This window comes from Micrococcus sp. IITD107 (assembly GCF_041927415.1).
Classification (GTDB): Bacteria; Actinomycetota; Actinomycetes; order Actinomycetales; family Micrococcaceae; genus Citricoccus; species Citricoccus terreus.
The window spans coordinates 135954-153514 of the sequence record NZ_JBHFFN010000003.1 but is presented as its reverse complement, the minus strand read 5'-3'; the positions used below and the strand labels follow the sequence as shown (position 1 = coordinate 153514).

At 68.5% G+C, this 17561-nt stretch carries 16 protein-coding genes; 10 read left to right on the top strand and 6 right to left on the bottom strand.

The window, feature by feature from the left end; genetic code table 11:
- The first annotated feature begins 28 nt into the window (after positions 1-28).
- From ACEXHE_RS07685 to ACEXHE_RS07660, 6 genes are read left to right on the top strand one after another with little or no spacing between them, the layout of a single operon-like run.
- Positions 29-1747, top strand: coding sequence for an ABC transporter substrate-binding protein (locus ACEXHE_RS07685; RefSeq protein WP_374785349.1), 1719 nt, complete (start codon positions 29-31; stop codon positions 1745-1747).
- Positions 1744-2775: an ABC transporter permease gene (locus tag ACEXHE_RS07680; protein WP_374785348.1), complete on the top strand. Its 1032-nt coding sequence runs from the start codon at positions 1744-1746 to the stop codon at positions 2773-2775. The genes ACEXHE_RS07685 and ACEXHE_RS07680 overlap by 4 nt, the downstream gene beginning before the upstream one ends.
- On the top strand, positions 2772-3656 hold the full coding sequence (locus tag ACEXHE_RS07675; RefSeq protein WP_356968927.1) for an ABC transporter permease: 885 nt from the start codon (positions 2772-2774) through the stop codon (positions 3654-3656). Before ACEXHE_RS07680 ends, ACEXHE_RS07675 begins: the two co-directional genes overlap by 4 nt.
- A complete protein-coding gene (locus ACEXHE_RS07670) occupies positions 3653-5515 on the top strand; it encodes a dipeptide ABC transporter ATP-binding protein (RefSeq protein WP_374785347.1) in 1863 nt (620 codons plus the stop codon). Before ACEXHE_RS07675 ends, ACEXHE_RS07670 begins: the two co-directional genes overlap by 4 nt.
- Before the next feature lie 12 nt (positions 5516-5527).
- Entirely contained in the window at positions 5528-6901 is a 1374-nt protein-coding gene (locus tag ACEXHE_RS07665; RefSeq protein ID WP_374785346.1) for an acyl-CoA dehydrogenase, read from the top strand.
- Positions 6898-8160 carry an acyl-CoA dehydrogenase family protein gene (locus ACEXHE_RS07660; RefSeq protein ID WP_374785345.1) on the top strand — a complete coding sequence of 421 codons (1263 nt, stop codon included), beginning with the start codon at positions 6898-6900 and terminating at the stop codon, positions 8158-8160. Before ACEXHE_RS07665 ends, ACEXHE_RS07660 begins: the two co-directional genes overlap by 4 nt.
- 98 nt (positions 8161-8258) lie before the next feature.
- On the opposite strand, the gene ACEXHE_RS07655 is transcribed toward ACEXHE_RS07660, so the two are convergent.
- A complete protein-coding gene (locus ACEXHE_RS07655) occupies positions 8259-9470 on the bottom strand; it encodes an acyl-CoA dehydrogenase family protein (protein WP_374785344.1) in 1212 nt (403 codons plus the stop codon).
- 133 nt (positions 9471-9603) lie between these two features.
- Between ACEXHE_RS07655 and ACEXHE_RS07650 the strand changes: the two genes are divergently transcribed.
- Both ACEXHE_RS07650 and ACEXHE_RS07645 read left to right on the top strand, forming a co-directional pair.
- A complete protein-coding gene (locus ACEXHE_RS07650) occupies positions 9604-10353 on the top strand; it encodes a TetR family transcriptional regulator (protein WP_374785343.1) in 750 nt (249 codons plus the stop codon).
- A gap of 68 nt (positions 10354-10421) precedes the next feature.
- On the top strand, positions 10422-10745 hold the full coding sequence (locus ACEXHE_RS07645) for a putative quinol monooxygenase (RefSeq protein ID WP_374785342.1): 324 nt from the start codon (positions 10422-10424) through the stop codon (positions 10743-10745).
- A gap of 1 nt (position 10746) precedes the next feature.
- Here ACEXHE_RS07645 and tgt read toward each other — a convergent pair whose 3' ends face one another.
- A complete protein-coding gene (gene tgt, locus ACEXHE_RS07640; protein ID WP_374785341.1) occupies positions 10747-12084 on the bottom strand; it encodes a tRNA guanosine(34) transglycosylase Tgt in 1338 nt (445 codons plus the stop codon).
- Between the two features lie 254 nt (positions 12085-12338).
- Between tgt and ACEXHE_RS07635 the strand changes: the two genes are divergently transcribed.
- Both ACEXHE_RS07635 and ACEXHE_RS07630 read left to right on the top strand, forming a co-directional pair.
- Positions 12339-13178, top strand: coding sequence for an FUSC family protein (locus tag ACEXHE_RS07635; protein WP_374785340.1), 840 nt, complete (start codon positions 12339-12341; stop codon positions 13176-13178).
- A gap of 86 nt (positions 13179-13264) precedes the next feature.
- Positions 13265-13801 carry a lipopolysaccharide assembly LapA domain-containing protein gene (locus ACEXHE_RS07630; RefSeq protein ID WP_374785339.1) on the top strand — a complete coding sequence of 179 codons (537 nt, stop codon included), beginning with the start codon at positions 13265-13267 and terminating at the stop codon, positions 13799-13801.
- Between the two features lie 136 nt (positions 13802-13937).
- Here the strand turns inward: ACEXHE_RS07630 and ACEXHE_RS07625 are convergent, their stop codons facing one another.
- The 4 genes from ACEXHE_RS07625 to ACEXHE_RS07610 form a co-directional block, all read right to left on the bottom strand.
- Positions 13938-14861, bottom strand: a complete 924-nt coding sequence (locus ACEXHE_RS07625; protein WP_374785338.1) for a DUF6707 family protein — start codon at positions 14859-14861, stop codon at positions 13938-13940.
- Positions 14862-14864: 3 nt separating this feature from the next.
- Complete coding sequence (locus ACEXHE_RS07620; RefSeq protein ID WP_091697571.1) at positions 14865-15404, bottom strand: NUDIX hydrolase family protein; 540 nt, start codon at positions 15402-15404, stop codon at positions 14865-14867.
- A gap of 79 nt (positions 15405-15483) precedes the next feature.
- A complete protein-coding gene (locus ACEXHE_RS07615; protein ID WP_374785337.1) occupies positions 15484-16260 on the bottom strand; it encodes a glutamine amidotransferase in 777 nt (258 codons plus the stop codon).
- An 88-nt stretch (positions 16261-16348) separates the two neighbouring features.
- Positions 16349-17500: an NADH:flavin oxidoreductase/NADH oxidase gene (locus ACEXHE_RS07610; protein WP_374785336.1), complete on the bottom strand. Its 1152-nt coding sequence runs from the start codon at positions 17498-17500 to the stop codon at positions 16349-16351.
- Positions 17501-17561: the final 61 nt, after the last annotated feature.

Below are 17561 nucleotides of genomic sequence, written 5' to 3'. Positions count from 1 at the left end.
CGCCTCCCACTCTCGCCGAAAGGGCATCATGAGCACCCCACCTTCACCGAACGCGCCCGGGAACGGGCACTTTCACCCACCACGAGGCGCCGATCGCGCCCGCAATGCGCGCCGCATCTCCCTGGCTGCCGGGGCGGCTGTCTCCGCGCTCACCCTGGCCGGCTGCGTGGCCGGTTCCGGAACCATCGAGCGGACCTCGGCCACCGAGAAAGACGGCGGCATCATCCGCTACGCCCACTTGCAAGAAGTCCCCTGCGTCTACGGTGGCTGGGTTCAGCAGGCCTTCACCTCACGCCAAGTCCTGGACGCCCTGGTGTCTGCCGAACCCGACGGATCGGTGGTCCCCTGGATCGCCACCGACTGGTCCGTGTCCGATGACCGACTGACCTGGACCTTCACCCTGCGCGAGGACGTCACCTTCACCGACGGCACAGCGCTGGACGCCGAGGCCGTGGCCTACAACTTCGACTACTGGATGAACGGCGGCAATGGCACCGCGGCCGCACATCTGGGCGGGTTCTACGAGTCGGCGGAGGCCACCGGGCCCTACGAGGTCGCGGTGCACCTGTCCAAGCCGTACAGTCCCTTCCTCTCCAGCGTCAGCCAGCCCTACTTCGGCCTGCAGTCACCGACCGCACTGCGCGAGCGAACGGCCGAAGAGAACTGCGAGCAGCCGATCGGGTCGGGTCCGTTCGTGGTGGAGGAATGGCGGCGTGGTGAGTACCTGCAGTTCACGCGCAACGAGGACTACAACTGGGCCCCGGCCAACGCGGATCATCAAGGACCGGCCCACGTGGCCGGGATCCGGTGGAGCTTCGTTCAGGACAACACCTCTCGTTACGGATCTCTGCTCAGCGGGGAGTCCGACGCCATCGGCGAGATCCCCGCGGTGAACATGGCCGATGCTCGGTCCCGGTACCAGGTCGATCAGTACATCACCCCGGGCCGGCCAGTGACGCTCTCGCTGAACACCCAGCGAGGACTGTTCCAGGACGAACGCCTGCGCAAGGCGCTGGCCTACTCCCTGGATCGGGAGGCCATCGTCGACTCGGCCTTCCTGGGCACCGTTCCCTTTGAAGGCAACGGTTCGCTGAGCCAGAGCACCCCGGCCTACAACGCCGACGTCGCCCAGGACTACCCGTTCGACCTCGACCAGGCCAACGCCCTGCTCGATGAGGCCGGGTGGACCGCACGCGATGCCGACGGGACCCGACTCCAAGACGGGCAGCCCCTGGAGGTCACCTTCGTGTTCGGCCTCAATTCGATCGTCACCCAAGAAGGAGCCACGGCCATGCAGTCTCTGCAGGAACAGGCACGGGCCACCGGCTTCCGCGTGGTGCTGCGCCCCTTGACCCAGTCCGAGCAGTTCTCCGGGGCCTTCTCGACCCCGGACAGCTACGACGGCTACCTGGGCTACTGGACCAGTCCGCACGCGGGCATCCTGAACATCAACTACCGCCCGAGCACGCCGGCGAAGCCCAACGGGGCCAATTCGACCTTCCTGGCTGATGAGCAGGTCTACCAGACAGTGCAGGACGGGCTGTCAGCGGCCACCACGGAAGACGCCAACGAGCACTTCCTGGACGCCCAGCAGCAGCTCAGCGACCAACTGCCCGCCATCGGGCTCTACACCCAGACCTCAACCCTGGCGGTGGACTCGGTCTTGCAGGACGTTCACACCGAAGCCTCCCAGGGCGGGCCGCTGTTCTACGACGCCAGCTTTGTGAACGGTGGTGAGCAGCAGTGAAGATCATCCTCCGCCTCGCCCAGGCACTCTTCGTCGTCTGGGCCGCTGCCACCGTGACGTTCCTGATCCAGGCCCTGCTGCCTGGCGACCGGGCCACCCTCCTGCTGAACCAGCGCACCGGTCAGGTCCAGGAACGCTCACCGGAAGAACTGGCACCGATCAATGAGATGTTCGGGTTCAACGACCCGCTCATCGTGCAGTACCTGAACTATCTGGGTGGGCTGTTGCGCGGTGACCTGGGCACCTCCTACCAGTTGTTCACCCCCGTGGTCGACGTGATCGGTGACCAGCTGTGGCCCACCGTCCTGCTGAGCTTCAGCGCTCTGGTGGTGGCCTGGGTCGTGGCCATCGCCATGCTGGTTGCCACCGCAGGCCGAGCCCCCTGGGCCACCCGACTGTTCGAAGGGATCGAGGCCGCCGCCGCGGCACTGCCGCAGTACTGGCTGGGCATCATCCTGCTGGTGGTCTTCGCACTGGGCCTGGGGTGGTTCCCCGTGGTGGGCGGCGCCGGCCCGATCAGCCTCATCCTGCCCGCACTCACCCTGGGCATCCCGCTGGCCGGGTTCCTCGGCCAGGTGATGCGCACCGAGTTCGAGAGCGCTCTGGAACAGCCCTTCGTGTTGACTGCCCGCGCTCGCGGAATGGGCGACACTGCGGTCCGTCTTCAGCATGCTCTGCGGCACGCCCTGCTGCCGGGGCTGTCCCTGACCGGCTGGGCCGTGGGATCGCTCTTCTCAGCGGCCGTGATCGCCGAGTCTGTGTTCAGTCGCCCGGGCATCGGACGAGTGTTGGTCACCGCCGTCAACGGTCGCGACCTGCCGGTGGTCTGCGGGATCGTCATGCTGATCGCGGCGATCTATGTCGTCGTCAACCTTCTGGTGGACGCGGCCTACCTCGTCGTCGATCCCCGCCTGCGTCCGAGCAGCTCGGCCCCCTCAGCGTCGAGCACTGACACCACCGAGCCCGAGGCGCCCAGCGTGCCCGGACTGCGTACCCCTGTCCCTGCAACCACCGGGAGCCCGGCATGAGCGCCACCACTCTGATCGACACAGTGACTACGCGTCCGGCCGTCAGCACCGGACCCACCCGGGCCGGCCGTCTGGCACGGCTGCCCTGGGGGACCGCGGTGGCCGGGATCATCGCCGTCGTGATCCTGGTGGCGGCGTTGGCTCCCGGGCTGCTGGCCACGCACGATCCGCGGGCCATCGATCTGGCCAATCCCTTGACCGGGCCCAGCCCCGAGCACTGGTTCGGCACCGACGCCAACGGCCGTGACCTCTACTCCCGCATCATCCACGGCACCGCCCCGGCACTGCTGATCGGGCTGGGCGCCACCACTGTGGGCGTCGGCGCCGGGGTCATCTTGGGTGTCACCGCAGCCTTGGGTGGACGATGGGCTGACTCGTTGATCAGCCGCGGGATGGAAGTGCTCATTGCCTTCCCGACCCTGCTGCTGGCCATGGTGTTCATCGCCGTCTATGGGCCCAGTGTCCAGACTCTGATCCTGGCCGTCGGGCTGGGAACGTGCGCCGGGTACGGGCGTATGGTCCGCGGACAGGTCCTGGCCGTCCGCTCCTCCGGATACGTCCACGCTGCACACACCCTGGGACACTCCCGCTGGCGAGTGCTGACGCAGCACATCTTGCCCAACGCCGTCCGCCCCCTGCTGGCCGTGCTGACCCTGGGAATCGGACAGTCGATCGTCTGGGCCTCCGGCCTGGCATTCCTCGGCTTCGGCGTGGCACCGCCCTCTCCCGAATGGGGTGCCTTGCTGGAAGCCGGGCGCCCCTACATCACCGAGGCCTGGTGGCTGGAGATTCTCCCGGGCCTGGCCGTTCTCATCACCGCCCTGTGCGCCACCGTGCTGGGCAGGTTCGTGGAATCCACCGTGGAAGGACAGAACCGATGATCACCCCGACTTCTGTAGCCGAACTGACCCTTGCCCATCCGACCACTCCGGGGCTGGACCACTCCGCGCCCGCCGAAGCGAGCCTGCCGACACACGCGACGGCGGACACTGCTCTGGCCCGCATCGATCACCTGGACGTCTCCTTCACCGACCGTCGCGGGCACACCCGCCAGGTCGTGTTCGACGTCAGCCTGCACGTGGAGCCGGGGGAGTGCCTGGCGGTGATCGGCGAGTCCGGATCCGGCAAGTCCGTCAGCGCTCGCACCTTGATCGGGCTGACCGGGCGCGGGGCGACGGTCACAGCCGACCGGCTTGAACTGCACGGTCGCGACGTCTCTGGGCTCTCCGACCGGCAATGGCAGCGCGTGCGCGGAGCGGAGGTGGGGTTCATCCTCCAGGACGCTCTGGTCGCACTGGATCCGCTGCGCACCGTAGGTCAGGAGATCGAAGAGTCTCTGCGACTGCACGGTGTGCGCGGCCGGGCGGAACGCCGTCGTCGTGCCATTGCCTTGTTGGACCAGGTGGGCGTGCCTGACCCTGCGCTGCGGGCCGGTCAGCGCCCCGATGAGCTCTCCGGTGGTCTGCGTCAGCGAGCCCTGATTGCCTCGGCCATTGCCCTGAACCCGCCCCTGGTGGTGGCCGATGAGCCCACGACGGCACTGGATGTCTCCGTTCAAGCCCAGGTGCTGGACCTGCTGGCCCAGCGCAAGGCCGAGGGCACCGGCATCATCCTCATCAGCCACGACTTCTCCGTGGTGGGCCGCCTGGCGGATCGGGTGGCCGTCATGCAGGGTGGTCGGATTGTTGAACAAGGCACGACGGAGGAGATCCTCTCGCGTCCGCGTCACGAGTACACCCGCCGACTGCTGGACGCCCTGCCGTCGGGCTCGACGCGGGGCAGCTACTTGACCCCGGAGGCCCGGCTGCGGGCTGTGGAGCGGGCCGAGGCGGCGCGGGAGGCACACGCCCGTGAGGTGGCGGCGCTTGCCTCCGCCGATGAGGCCAAGTCGAAGGAGCCGGCGACCGGCATCTCGGTGGCGCAGGCGGTCGAACCGCTGCTGGTGGCCAACAATCTGGTGCGCTCCTTCCGGGGACCGGACGGCACGCACCGGACCGTGGTCCGCGATGTCTCCTTCGAGATCCTGCCCGGCCAGACGGTCGGCATCGTGGGCGAGTCGGGATCCGGCAAGAGCACGACGGCGTCGATCGCGCTGGGTCTGCTGGCACCGGACAGTGGTGTGGTCACCTTCCAGGGACAGCCCTGGAGTGAGCTGTCGGTCCAGCAGCGCCGTCCGCGACGCCGACGGATGACGGTGGTCTATCAGGATCCGCTGAGCTCCTTCGACCCGCGGTGGAACGGTGAGCGCATCCTCGCCGATGCGATCGACCGTCAGGGGCGCAGCGCGGCCGAATTGCGGGCACGGGCCGCTGAGCTGGCCGAACTGGTGGGACTGCATCCGGCCCACCTGGCCAAGAACCCGCTGCAGCTCTCGGGCGGTCAGCGTCAGCGTCTGGCCATTGCTCGGGCCCTGGCGCCGGAACCGGACCTGGTGGTGCTGGATGAAGCGGTCTCGGCTCTGGATGTCTCGGTGCAGGCCCAGGTGCTGGACCTTCTCACCGAGCTGCAGGAGCGATTGGGCACGGCCTACCTGTTCATCTCCCACGACCTCGGGGTGATTCACCACATGAGCGACTCGATCCTGGTCATGAAGGACGGTCAGGTCGTGGAGCACGGCGACGCCGAACAGGTGTTCACCGCGCCCCAGCACCCCTACACCCAGTCCCTGGTGGCCTCACTGGACGTGCTGTCAGCCGGGCAGCCGACGGCCACCAACACCCTGATCCCCACGTCCCACTAGGAGGAACATGTCATGACCGCCACCGGGCAGGACGCGCCAGCGTCCACCACCGAGCCCGGGCCGGATGCTGCTGCGGCAGCCACGCTGGCTCCGAGCACCGCCGAGCTCAAGGAGCGCTTCGCTCCGGTGTTCGCCAAGATCGCCGCTGGTGCCCGCGATCGGGAACGCGACCGCCGCCTGGGCCACGAGGCCATCCGGCTACTCAGCGAAGCGAGCTTCACCCGGGTTCGACTGCCGGTCGAGCGTGGCGGGCTCGGTGCGAGCATCGAGCAGCTGATCGACCTGCTGGTGGACCTGGGGGCGGCGGACTCCAACCTGCCGCAGGCCCTGCACGGGCACTTCCTGTTCACCGAGGTGCACCAGCATCAGCACCAGGGTGCCGTGAGCGACTGGTGGTTCAAGGAGGTGGCTGCCGGGAAGGTGTTCGGCAACGCGATCGTGGAGAAGCCGGCCAGTGCGGGAACGCGCCCGGCAGTGATTGAGGCACTGGAGGACGGCCGCTACCGGGTCACCGGGGACAAGTTCTACTCCACGGGCACCCTGCTCTCGGACTACGTCCTGGTCGAGGGCGAGCTGGCCGGCACCGGTTCGGGGACGGAGAAGCCGCAGCGCGGTGCGCTGATTCTGGGCACTCTCGATCAGGGGGTGGAACTGGTCGATGACTGGAACGGGATTGGCCAGCGCCTGACGGCATCGGGCACCACGCGTCTGCACGGGGCGGCCGCCCCGGCCGGGCGTCTGATGGCCATGGGAGTGCCCGCGAACCCGCTCGGGTTCACCCTGGTCTGGCTGATCCTGGCGGCCACCGGGGCGGGGATCGCCCGAGCCGCCGCTGATGAGGCCGCAGCCTATGCCCGGGGCCGTGAGCGCACCTACGAACACGCCTCGGCGGCGACCACTGCGGGGGATCCGCTGATGCAGCACGCCGTCGGACAGATCTCTGCCCGGGCCAGCGCCGCACGGTCGATCGTGGTCGACACCGCCTCCACGGTCGCCCACGCCTTCGAGTCCACGCGGGGGATCACCGACATGGCCGACCCGGTATTCAGGGAGACATATGCCCAGGCCTATGTGGCGGTCAGCGAGGCCTACTCGGTCGTCTCCGAGCTCTCCGTGGCGGCGGCCAACGAGGTGTTCGAGGTCGGCGGAGCCTCCGTGCTGGACGCTGCCCGCCAGTTGGACCGGCACTGGCGCAATGCCCGCACCGTCGCCTCCCATTCGCCCGGGGCGTACCGGCTGCGCGCGGTGGGCGATTACCGCATCAACGGCACCGTGCCGCCGTTGAGCGCGCGCAGCACCGGTCCGGCACCGGCGCAGCATGCAGCAACGACCGCCGACGCGGCAGCGGCGGAAGCAGACCAGGCAGCACAGAAGGAGCAGTCATGACCACAACCGACACCACACCGACCGCGACGGTGACCTCAAGCCAGGGCTCCAGCCAGGAACGGTTCGAGCAGTTGCAGCAGCGACTGGCACCGGTCTTCGAGCAGATCGCCGCCGAAGCAGCCCAGCGGGAGGCGGACCGACAGGTGGATCGACGGGGCGTGGACGCGCTGGTCGACGCCGGCTACACCACCGCCCGGGTTCCGGTGGAGTTCGGTGGCTCGGGGCTGAGCTTCGAGCAGTTCTCCGCGCTGCTGGTGGAGTTGGGTGCCGCCGACTCCAACCTCGCCCAGGCCTTGCGTGCGCACGTGCTGCACCTGGAAGGTGTGCTCGTCAGCCCCGCTTCACCGCAGCGTGATACCTGGCTGCAGCGGATCGGCGGTGGCGTCGTCGTCGGGAATGCCATCACTGAGGTGGGCAACGCGGTGGGGACCCTGGGCACGACGCTGCGCCGAGATGGTGAGGGAGTGCTGCGGCTGAACGGGACGAAGTTCTACTCGACCGGGACGCTGTATGCGGACTGGATCATGGTCTCGGCGGTGGACGACGACGGCGAGGAAGTGACCGTCACGGTGCCCGTGGATGCGCCGGGGGTGCAGCTGCTGGATGACTGGGATGGCTTCGGGCAGCGGCTGTCGGCTTCGGGGACCACGGTCTTTGAGGATGTGGCGGTGGATCCGGAGAACGTCTCGGACCGCAAGCCGGACAACGGGGCGAGCGTGGTCGGCGGGCAGGCGGTGGCCCAATGGGTGCACCTGGGCACGCTAGCCGGGATCGGGCAGGCCGTGGTGCGCGATGCCGCCGGATACGTGGGCGGGCGGAGTAGGTCCTTCAGCCACGGGGTCGGAGAGCTGCCGCGCGAGGATCCGCAGGTGCTCCAGGTGGTCGGGGAGATCTCCGCCGGGGCGTTCGGTGCCCGGGCAGCGTTCGACGCCGTGCTGCCGCTGCTCGCAGGTCTGCTTCAGCGAGAGGCTGCTGGCGATCGGGTGGGCATCGAGATCCCCGAGGATGAGCTGAATCTGGCCTACGTGCGGGTCTACCAGGCCCAGCAGGTCATTGCGAAGAGTGTCTCGCGGATCGCCACCGAGTGGTTCGAGGTCGGCGGTGCCTCGGCGGTCAGCGGTGGTCGGGGGCTGGACCGGCATTGGCGCAACGCTCGGGTGCTGGCCAACCACAACCCGTTGATCTATCGGGCCCGGATTCTGGGGGACTGGGAGGTCAATGCGGTCCCGCCGAGCCGGCACTACCGCGTCGGCGGATAAGGGGAGAGGGGACCGCGCGGTCCTCGCCGGTGACTGGATGAATGAACGAGCCCTGGGCCGCCGTGGTGGCGGCTCAGGGCTCGTTGGTGTGGCGAGGATCAGGCGAAGGCAGAGTGCCCAGTCAGATCGCGACCGATGATCAGAGCCTGCACAGTCTCGGTGCCCTCGTAGGTGTGGAGGGCCTCGATGTCGGCAAAGTGACGAGCCACGCGGTGCTCAAGCAGGATGCCGTTGCCGCCCATCAGGTCACGGGCGTTCTGCACGATCGAACGGGCGGCCCGGGTGGCCGTGTACTTGGCCAGCGATGCGTGCGGTCCGGCCAAGGTTCCCGCCTCTTCCAGCTGAGCGGCGCGCAGCACCAGCAGCTGGACCTGCGTCAGCTCCGAGAGCATGCGGGCCAGGCGCTCCTGAACGATCTGGGAGGCCGCCAGTGGGCGACCGAACTGGATCCGCTGCTGGGCGTACTGCAGGGCCGACTCGAACGATCCCAGCGCGATACCCAGGGCGGCCCATGCCACACCCACACGAGTGGAGAACAGCACTCGCGAGGTGTCCTTGAAGGAGTTGGCCTCCGGCATGACGTTCTCGTCCGGGACAAACACATTGGTGAAGGTGATGTGTGCCTGATGAATGGCGCGCAGGGACATCTTGCCGGCGATCGGGGTTGCGCTGTAGCCCTCGGACTCCTGCGGGACGATGAAACCGCGCACCTTCTGGTCCTCGTTGGAACGTGCCCAGACCACGGTGACGCCGCCGGCGGCACCGTTGCCGATCCACTTCTTGTGGCCGTTGATGACCCAACCACCTTCGGTGCGCGTGGCGGTGGTCTCCAAGGACACCGAGTCCGAGCCGTGGGTCGGCTCGGTCAGGGCAAAGGAGCCCAGCAGCTCGCCGCGGGCCATCGCGGGAAGGTACTTCGCCTTCTGCTCCTCGGACCCGCAGAGCTGGATGGAGCGCATGGCCAGGCCGCCCTGCACGGCGACCACGGTGGACAGTGATCCGTCGGCCTTGGCGATCTCCATGGTGGCCAGGCCAGCGGCAACCCGGGACACCTCGGGCATCCCCTCGACGGGGACGCCGTCGCGCAACAGATCGACCTGGCCCATAGCCTGCACCACCGACAGGGGGTACTCGGCCTTGTCCCAAGCCTCGCGCATCTGCTCAGTGACCTCAGGAGTCATGAAAGCACGGGCCCGCTCGGCCAGAGCGCGCTCTTCCTGGGGCAATTCGGCGAAAATGCCGTAGACGTCGGTGTCCAGGGACTCGGTGACGTTGTAGTCCGGTTCGGTGGTGGGGTGCTGATCGGTCATGGGGGCTCCCTTGCAGAGGGCGGCAAACAGCCGGGTGGTGAGGGTCTCTACTCCACTGTCGGTGAAACGCCGTCTCATGTCAAGACATTCCGTATCACATGATGCCAGCTCCCCATAAGGGAAGATGGCATGCATGGATGCATCCGCACAGTTCGAGGCCACGCGTACCCGCCAGCGGACCCTGGTCGAGGAGCACCTCACGGACCTGCTGCACCTGCTGGAGTCACAGGGCTGGGAGAACACCACCGTCGATGAACTGGCACGGGCAGCCGGGATGAGTCGGGCCACCTTCTTCCGCATCTTCGGTGGCAAAGAGGATGTCGTGTTCCTGGACCACGAGTCCATGCTTGAACAGCTCGAGACCTTCCTGTCCACCACCACGCACGACACAGCCTCGGCTCTGCGTCAGGGGCTGCTGCTGGTCTTCCGACATCACCTGGATGACCGGGAACGCACCACCGTGCGGCATCGACTGCTTCAGCAGTCGCAGGGTCTGCGTAATCGGGAGCTGTTGACCTCGCACCGGTATCAGCGCATCTTCCGTCGGTGGATTCGCGAACGGCTGAGCCAGGATGCGGCCTTCAGCGGTGTGGCCGAGGAACACGTCGATGCGCTGGCGGTGTCGCTGGCCGGGGCCGGCGTGGCCCTGCACAACTCCTCGCTGCGTCGATGGTTGAGCGCGCCGAGCGAGGAGGTGGCCGAAGAGCTCTCCGAACAGCTCCAACACCTGATCCGGGTGATGCTGGACGGCTACGCCGCCACGGGCCAGGATGGCACCGCCGAAGGGGTGGCGGGCCAACGGCCGGTCGCCGTCGTGACCTTGATGGGAGAGCACGCCGACAGGGAGCAGATTGTCGAGGCCGTGCGGCAGGCGCTGGCCTGAGAGGTTCCAGGCCGACTGCGAGAGCAGTCACATTGCTCCGGGGCCGGGGTGACTGACAGGCTGGGGGCATGATCCTGATCAACGTCAAGTACACCGTCAAGCCCGAGGCCGTCAGCCAGTTCCTGGATGCCGTCGCCGATTTCACCCAGGGCACCCGCGCCGAAGAGGGCAACCTCTGGTTCGACTGGTACCGCTCTCCGGAGGACCCCCAGGAGTTCGTTCTGCTGGAGGCCTTCAAGGACGGTGCCGGTGAGGCCCACGTGAACAGCGAGCACTTCCAGGCTGGCCTGGACGCCATGCGCCCGCTGCTGGCGAAGACCCCGCAGATCGTCTCCCGTCAGGTGGACGGCGAGGGGTGGGACCAGATGGGCGAGCTGCAGATCGACGGGTGAGCTACTTTGCGGCGTAGTAGCGGCGGAGGACCTCGTCCTTGAGCTCGTAGAACGAGCCGTCCTGGATGGCGGCGCGCACACGGTCCACCAGATTCACGGTGAAGCGCTCATTGTGGATCGAGAGCAGTGTGTGCGCCACCATCTCCTTGGCCTTGATGAGGTGGTGGATGTAGGCCCGGGTATAGTGCGCGCAGGCGTAGCAGTCGCAACCCTCCATGAGCGGGGTGAAGTCGCGCTTGTACTTGGCGCCGGGCAGATTGAACCGTCCGTCGTGCGTGTAGAACGCCCCGGTCCGGGCGACCCGGGTCGGCGAGACGCAGTCGAAGGTGTCGGCCCCGTTCTCCACCGCGGTGAAGATGTCGTCCGGCTCGGAGATGCCCAGCAGGTGTTTGGGCTTGTCCTCCGGCAGTTCCTCACAGCACCATCCGACGATCGTCCCCAAGTTCGCCTTCTCCAGGGCACCGCCGATGCCGTAGCCATCGAAGCCATGCAGGATGGTGTTGTCGTTGCGGTCGGCGAACGTAGTCTCCATCCCGGAGAGATCCTGGCAGGCCTTGCGGCGCAGATCCTCGTACTGGGCGCCCTGGATGACCCCGAACAGGGCCTGGTACGGCTTGGTGGCGCGGTCCCCGGTGAGCGTGGCGTGTTCGTCCAGGCAGCGTTGGGCCCACCGTCGGGTCCGCTCCAGGGCTTCCTCCTGATACCCGCGGGAGTTGTGCAGGGTGGTCAGCTCGTCAAAGGCGAACATGATGTCGGCACCGAGCTGATGCTGGATGCCCACCGAGATCTCCGGGGTGAACCGGTGCTTGTCACCATTCAGGTGCGACTTGAACCAGACCCCGTCCTCATCGACGTTGGCCAGCCGCTCCTTGCCGGGGGCGACGGCATCGTCCGCACCCTGCCCCTCGGGGGCCGAGGGCCCGGCCATGTCGATCACCTTTTTGAAACCCGAGCCCAGGCTCATCACCTGGAAGCCACCGGAATCGGTAAAGGTCGGGCCCGACCAGTTCATAAATGCGCCCAAACCGCCGGCCTCATCCAGCAGGTCCGCCCCGGGCTGCAGGTACAGGTGGTAGGCATTGGCCAGCAGCGCCTGGGCGCCCAGCTCGGACATGGCCTCGGGCAGTACCGCCTTGACCGTGGCCTGCGTGGCGACCGGGATGAAGGCCGGGGTCTGGATCTGCCCGTGCGGGGTCGTGATGGTTCCGGTCCGGCCCAGGCGAGGGCTCCCGTCGGGCCCAGTCAGGCGAGTCCCGACGGCGAAGCTGAAGTCGCGCGGGGAGGCGGCGGTGTCCTGGGCGGCGGGGGAGGCAGAGTCAGTCGAGGGGTGTGCGGGCATGAGGTCCATGCTAGGCGGCAGCCCGCCAGGGCGTGGCCGCCGTCGTGCTGGATGGATTCTGGACACAGCAGGCGGTCACTTTCATCACACCAGCCTGGCGGGAGGCCGGGAGCTTCCTGTCTTTCGTGATAGGTAACTCCCAGAAGCATTGTTCGGAAGACACAGTGTGAACGCATCGCGAGAAAAAGTACGACGATGAGCACTGCCCGCTCGCGCCTGGCCGAGATCAACCCCTTCCCCTCGATGTTCACACCATGGGCCCGGCCAACCACGACCACGAGGCTGCCTCCCGTTGTGCCGTCAGCGTGTTCGTCCCGTTGATGGTCGTGCTGCTGATGGACCGGATCGATCTGGCGATCTTCGTTTCCTTCGGCGCCTTCACCTCGATCTACGGTCGCAACCTGCTCCACGCCGACCGACTGCGCATGCAGCTGCGGGCCGGGGGAATGATGCTGGTCGTGCTGACCCTGGGGACCCTGGGCGGGCGGGCCGGATTCACTGAGGCGGAGATGCCGCGTGCGCTGGTGGCCGCCACCGCCCTGGTCGCGGGGATCTGCTCGGTGCTGGCTGGACTGTGGCAGATGCGCCCGGCCGGTTCGCTGTTCCAGATCTTCGGTTTCGCCGCGGTGGCCTCGGTCCCGACCCAGCCGCCGCTGCTGGATGCCCTGGTCGCCACGGTGCTCAGCATCGGCTTCTCCCTGGCCGTGGGACTGAGCTCCCGGATGTTCTCGGCCAAGGCCCGCACCCCGCTGAGCCGGCCGACGCTGGCCCCGCTGACCCGGTTACAGAAGCAGGTCGTCTGGGTGGAGGGCAGCTGGTACGTCATCGCGGCCGGGCTCGCCGGGTCCCTGGCCACCCTGCTCGGACCGGCGCTGGGCATGCAGCACAGCCAGTGGGCGATGGCGCTGCTCTCCACGGTGCTGGCCACCAGCGCCGGCGCCACCCACGTCGACTACGGCCAGCTGCTCTACGACCGCGCCCTGGAGACCATCATCGGCGCGCTGGTCGGCATGGCCTGCGTGATGACCCCGTGGGCCTGGCGGAAGTGGGCGAAGAAATCTGCCGACCCCGCGGTCGTACAGCGCGAGCCGTAACCGTGAGACCATCAACTCAGCAGGGGCGCGGTCTCCACCGGGACTGCCCGCCCCAGATCATCGTTCCACTGTGAGGGAGAACCGAGATGGACAAGCGTCCAGGCCCATCCGAGGGACAGCACGGCTTCGACGAGGAGCTGGAGCTGAACTACATCACCGACGACGACGACGCCGCCACCGCTGCGCCGTCCACCGCAGCTGGCACTGACCGTCCGGCGGCAGCCCCGGTCCGGACCTCCGAGAGCGCTCGCGGCGAAGTCACCCCGACCACTCGTCCGACCTCCTCGTCCAGCTCCTCGAAGCGCGAGCCGGAGCCGCACCTGGACGAGACCTTGGACACCCCTGTGCGCAGCGGCCTGAGCGGTGCCACCTGGGTGGCGCTGATCGCCGGGGCGATCGTGCTGATCCTGCTGCTGATCTTCATCCTGCAGAACAATGTTCCGGCGACCTTCAACTACTTCAACCTGACCTTCACCCTGCCCTTGGGCGTGGCCATGCTGTTCGCCGCGATCGGCGGCATGCTCATCATGGGTCTGTTCGGCTCCATCCGCCTGTTCCAGCTGGGCCACCGGGTGCGCAAGCTGGAGAAGGAACGTGAGTCGATCAAGAAGACCCTGAAGTAAGGCGGAGCAATCGCTCGTCGCCCGCCACCTGCTGGCGACCGACTGCTGACACAGACGAGCCCGGGTCCCTCACAGGGACCCGGGCTCTGTCGTCGTTGCGTGTGGTGCGCCGCAGTACGGGGCAGTCGGCTGCGGTTCAGCTCTGGCTCTGCGCGATGCGCTGGGCGAGCTCGCGCACGGCGGTGACCTCGCGGTTCACCCGGCGGTCCAGCTCCTCGTCGCTCAGCGTCTCCGAGCCGCCGCGGGCCCTCAGGTACATCAGGGTGGCCAGGCGCTGGTCACGCCAGCTGCGCTCGGCCTCGAGATCGTCCATGGCGTGGGCCCGGGCGATCTCCCGGTCGTACAGGTTCGGCTCGTTGAGCTGGCGCTGCCGGAACTCGGCGGTGAGCTTGGCCTTGAGGTGGTCCGTCTCCGCCTCATCCGGTTCGGCCAGGCGGGAGCCGAACGCACGGGCCTTCTCATCCTCGCCGCGGTGGTGGTGGATGTTCGCGGCCAGGGCCAGCGCGGACTCGATCGACTTCCAGCGGCCCATGGCACCGTCGAACGGCAGGTCCGTGAGCAGCTCGGTGGCCTGCAGAGCACCGTCGGAGTCGTCCAGGTCGGTGAACAGGTACTTGGCCAGGGTGTCGATGTCCTCCAGCTGGGACCCCGAGCGCATGTTGATCCCGCGGGAGAGCTTGGCGGCCAGTCCCAGCACCCGCTGCTCATCCGGATGCCGCTGGGCGATCTGCACGATCACGGCCTCCGGCGATCCCTCTTCCACCTCGGCCAGGTCGGTGGCGGCATCCAGCGCGGCGGCCGGCCGGGCGGTGCGCACACGGATGGTGGAGCCGTAGGCGATCCGGACCTCGCGTCCGTCCGAGAGCGTGGCCACCACCAAAGCGGGGGTGCCGAAGTCATCCCGGGTGGTCCGCACGGACTCCACCGGGGCCGAGGGATCACCCTGCCGGGTGAGGAAGCGATCGCCTGCCTGGACCTGCGCGGCCCGGACTGACCTCAGGTAGTCTCCGCCGCCGTCGGGACGGCGCGAAGCGGACTGACGGGAAGGTGACTCTGCCATGTCTCAGCGCCCCCAGCCCACGTGCGCCAGGGCCTGGCGCACCAGGTTCCCGCGGCCGCCGATGAACTCGGACTGGATCTCCGGGCTGAGAGCCTCCTCCGGGGTCAGCCAGGTCAGCTCGAGGGCGTCCTGGCGGGGGCTGCACTCACCGGCCACCGGGACCAGGTAGGCCAGAGAGACGGCGTGCTGACGGTCATCGGTCAGTCCGGTCTCGGACGGTGCCGGGAAGTACTCGGCCACAGTGAAGGGGGTGATCGAGGGCGGCAGCTGGGGGAGGGCGAACGGGCCGAGGTCCTTCTCCAGGTGGCGCATCAGGGCGGCGCGGATGGTCTCGCGGTACATCACGCGACCGGAGACGAAGGTGCGGCAGAAGTGGCCGTCCGTGTCCGCCACGTACAGCAGGCCGATCTCCGAGACGTACCCGAGGGCGTCCAGCCGCACGGGCAGCGCCTCCACGTAGACCATGGGCAGGCGGCGTCGGGCCTCATAGAGATCCTCTTCGGACAGCCACCCGGGGTTCGGGTCAGGGGTGCGCACGCTCATGTCCTCTGTTCTACCCGAGTCCGCGGACACGGTCACGCCGCCGGACCGTGGGGACGCAGAACTGGCCGGGGCAGAGCCTCTACCGGGCGTAGCGGCGCACGAAGTTGGACAGCACACGCTGGGGCTGGGTCACCACGGAGGCGCGGATGGAGGCGAACAGCTGATCGGCCTCGGCGGGGTCGAAGTACCCGCGGTCCGCGTAGACCTCCAGCCGGTGCAGCAGTCCCGCCTGGTCCAGCTCTGGGTGGAACTGGGTGGCGTACATGTTCTGCCCGATCCGGAACATCTGCACCGGGCAGGACTCCCCGCGCACCAGCACCACGGCGTGCTCGGGCAGCCGACTCACCGCCTCCTTGTGGCCCACGTAGGCATCGAACACGGGGTCCACGCCCTCCAGCAGCGGGTCTGCAGACCCGGCCTCGGTCACGCTCACGGACACCACGCCCGCCGGTTCCCCGTAGGTGCCGTCCACGGTGGCGCCCTGATGCAGCCCCAGCGTCCCCACGCCGTAGCAGGCCCCCATGAACGGCACGTCCTGCTCCACCACCACGTCCAGCATCCGCCGCAGCTCCGCCTCCACGGCCAGCTGCAGGTCGGACTTCAGCTCGTCCGGGTCCGAGGAGTTGTAGGGGCTGCCGCACAGGATCACCCCGGAATGCTCGGCCAGCAGGGCGGACCAGTCGTACCCGGGCCGCTGGTCCGTGCCGGGATCACCCACATGCGGGGCCATCTCCTGGTCCAGCCGCAGCGCCGCCAGCTGCCCCTCCGCGAACCCGCCCAGCTCGGTGGTGGAACGCAGCTCATCGGCCGCGGCGGAGTCGTCGGAGCGGGTCTGGATCAGCAGGAAGGGGAGCACGGATCCAGCCTAATCCGGGCAGGACATGCGCAGTTCCCGACGACGGCCCCCACCTGAGCATGACGGTGCACCAGGGGTGCCCCGCAGGTCAGCGGGAGGCCAGGGCCTCCGCAGGGCGGTCCAGCCGGCCCCACACACCGCGGTGGTACTCCGGGGCCATCTGCTCGCGGTAGCGCTCGTCCTCCAGTGCCTGAGCGGCCTCCACGGGCCAGTTCGGGCGCACCAGGGCCGCCCGTCCGATCCCCACGGCGTCCGCGCGGCCCTCCTCCACCACGTCGGCGGCCATCTGCGGATCGGTGATGGATCCCACGGCGGAGACCAGCAGGGGCTGTCCGGCCACGGTGCGCAGATCGGCGGTCTCGCGCTTGACCTGCTCGGCCAGCGGCACCTGGTAGCCCGGCCCCTTCGGACCCTGATAGGTGTCCCCGATCCCGCCGGAGGACAGGTCCACCCACTGCACCCCGGCCGGCACCAGCTCGCGCACCAGGGCCACCGTGTCCTCGATGCCCCAGCTGTCCTGCAGCCAGTCCGAGCCGGAGAAGCGGATGCCCACGGCGACCTCGTCCGGGACGGCGGCCACCACGGCGTCCACGATCCGCCTCAGGAACCGGGTTCGGTTCTCCCAGGAGCCACCCCATCGGTCGGCGCGCTGGTTGGTCACGGGGGAGAGGAACTGGTGGATCAGGTAGCCGTGCGCGGCGTGGATCTGCACCACCTGGAACCCGGCCTCGGCGGCGCCGCGTGCGGCCTCACCCCAGGCGCGGATGAGCTCCTCCACGCCCTCGTCGGTCAGCGCGCGCGTGGGTCCCAGCCCGGAGACCGGGTGGATTCCCGACGGCGACACCGTCTCCCAGCCTCCCTCACCCACGGGCAGGGGCTGGCGGGAGTTGCCCGGATGGTCTGCCGGTGTGGAGGCCTTGGCGCCGGCGTGGGCGATCTGGACGGCGGCCACGGCACCCTGTGAGCGGATGAACTCGGTGACGGGCTTCCAGGCGTCGCGCTGGGCGTCGTTCCACAGGCCGGTGTCCTGATCGGAGATCCGTCCCTCCGGGCTCACCGAGGTCGCCTCGGCCACCACCATCCCGAACCCGCCGGCGGCACGCGCACCGAGGTGGGCCAAATGCCACGGCACCGGCACGCCGTCCTTGGCGGCCACGGTGTACTGGCACATGGGCGGCAGGATCAGACGGTTGCGCAGGGTCAGGGCGCCGAGGGACACGGGATCGAAGAGCTTGGTCATGCCCGGCACAACCCCGCAGGCCCCGGGCACTATTCCGAGCGCAGGCAGCACCGTCCGTCTC

Coding starts and splice junctions, on each gene's coding strand:
- ACEXHE_RS07675 (WP_356968927.1), top strand. CDS start 2,772: ATGAGCGCCACCACTCTGATCGACACAGTGACTACGCGTCCGGCCGTC.
- ACEXHE_RS07665 (WP_374785346.1), top strand. CDS start 5,528: ATGACCGCCACCGGGCAGGACGCGCCAGCGTCCACCACCGAGCCCGGG.
- ACEXHE_RS07645 (WP_374785342.1), top strand. CDS start 10,422: ATGATCCTGATCAACGTCAAGTACACCGTCAAGCCCGAGGCCGTCAGC.
- ACEXHE_RS07620 (WP_091697571.1), bottom strand. CDS start 15,404: ATGAGCGTGCGCACCCCTGACCCGAACCCCGGGTGGCTGTCCGAAGAG.
- ACEXHE_RS07630 (WP_374785339.1), top strand. CDS start 13,265: ATGGACAAGCGTCCAGGCCCATCCGAGGGACAGCACGGCTTCGACGAG.
- ACEXHE_RS07670 (WP_374785347.1), top strand. CDS start 3,653: ATGATCACCCCGACTTCTGTAGCCGAACTGACCCTTGCCCATCCGACC.
- ACEXHE_RS07610 (WP_374785336.1), bottom strand. CDS start 17,500: ATGACCAAGCTCTTCGATCCCGTGTCCCTCGGCGCCCTGACCCTGCGC.
- tgt (WP_374785341.1), bottom strand. CDS start 12,084: ATGCCCGCACACCCCTCGACTGACTCTGCCTCCCCCGCCGCCCAGGAC.
- ACEXHE_RS07625 (WP_374785338.1), bottom strand. CDS start 14,861: ATGGCAGAGTCACCTTCCCGTCAGTCCGCTTCGCGCCGTCCCGACGGC.
- ACEXHE_RS07635 (WP_374785340.1), top strand. CDS start 12,339: ATGGGCCCGGCCAACCACGACCACGAGGCTGCCTCCCGTTGTGCCGTC.
- ACEXHE_RS07660 (WP_374785345.1), top strand. CDS start 6,898: ATGACCACAACCGACACCACACCGACCGCGACGGTGACCTCAAGCCAG.
- ACEXHE_RS07655 (WP_374785344.1), bottom strand. CDS start 9,470: ATGACCGATCAGCACCCCACCACCGAACCGGACTACAACGTCACCGAG.
- ACEXHE_RS07650 (WP_374785343.1), top strand. CDS start 9,604: ATGGATGCATCCGCACAGTTCGAGGCCACGCGTACCCGCCAGCGGACC.
- ACEXHE_RS07685 (WP_374785349.1), top strand. CDS start 29: ATGAGCACCCCACCTTCACCGAACGCGCCCGGGAACGGGCACTTTCAC.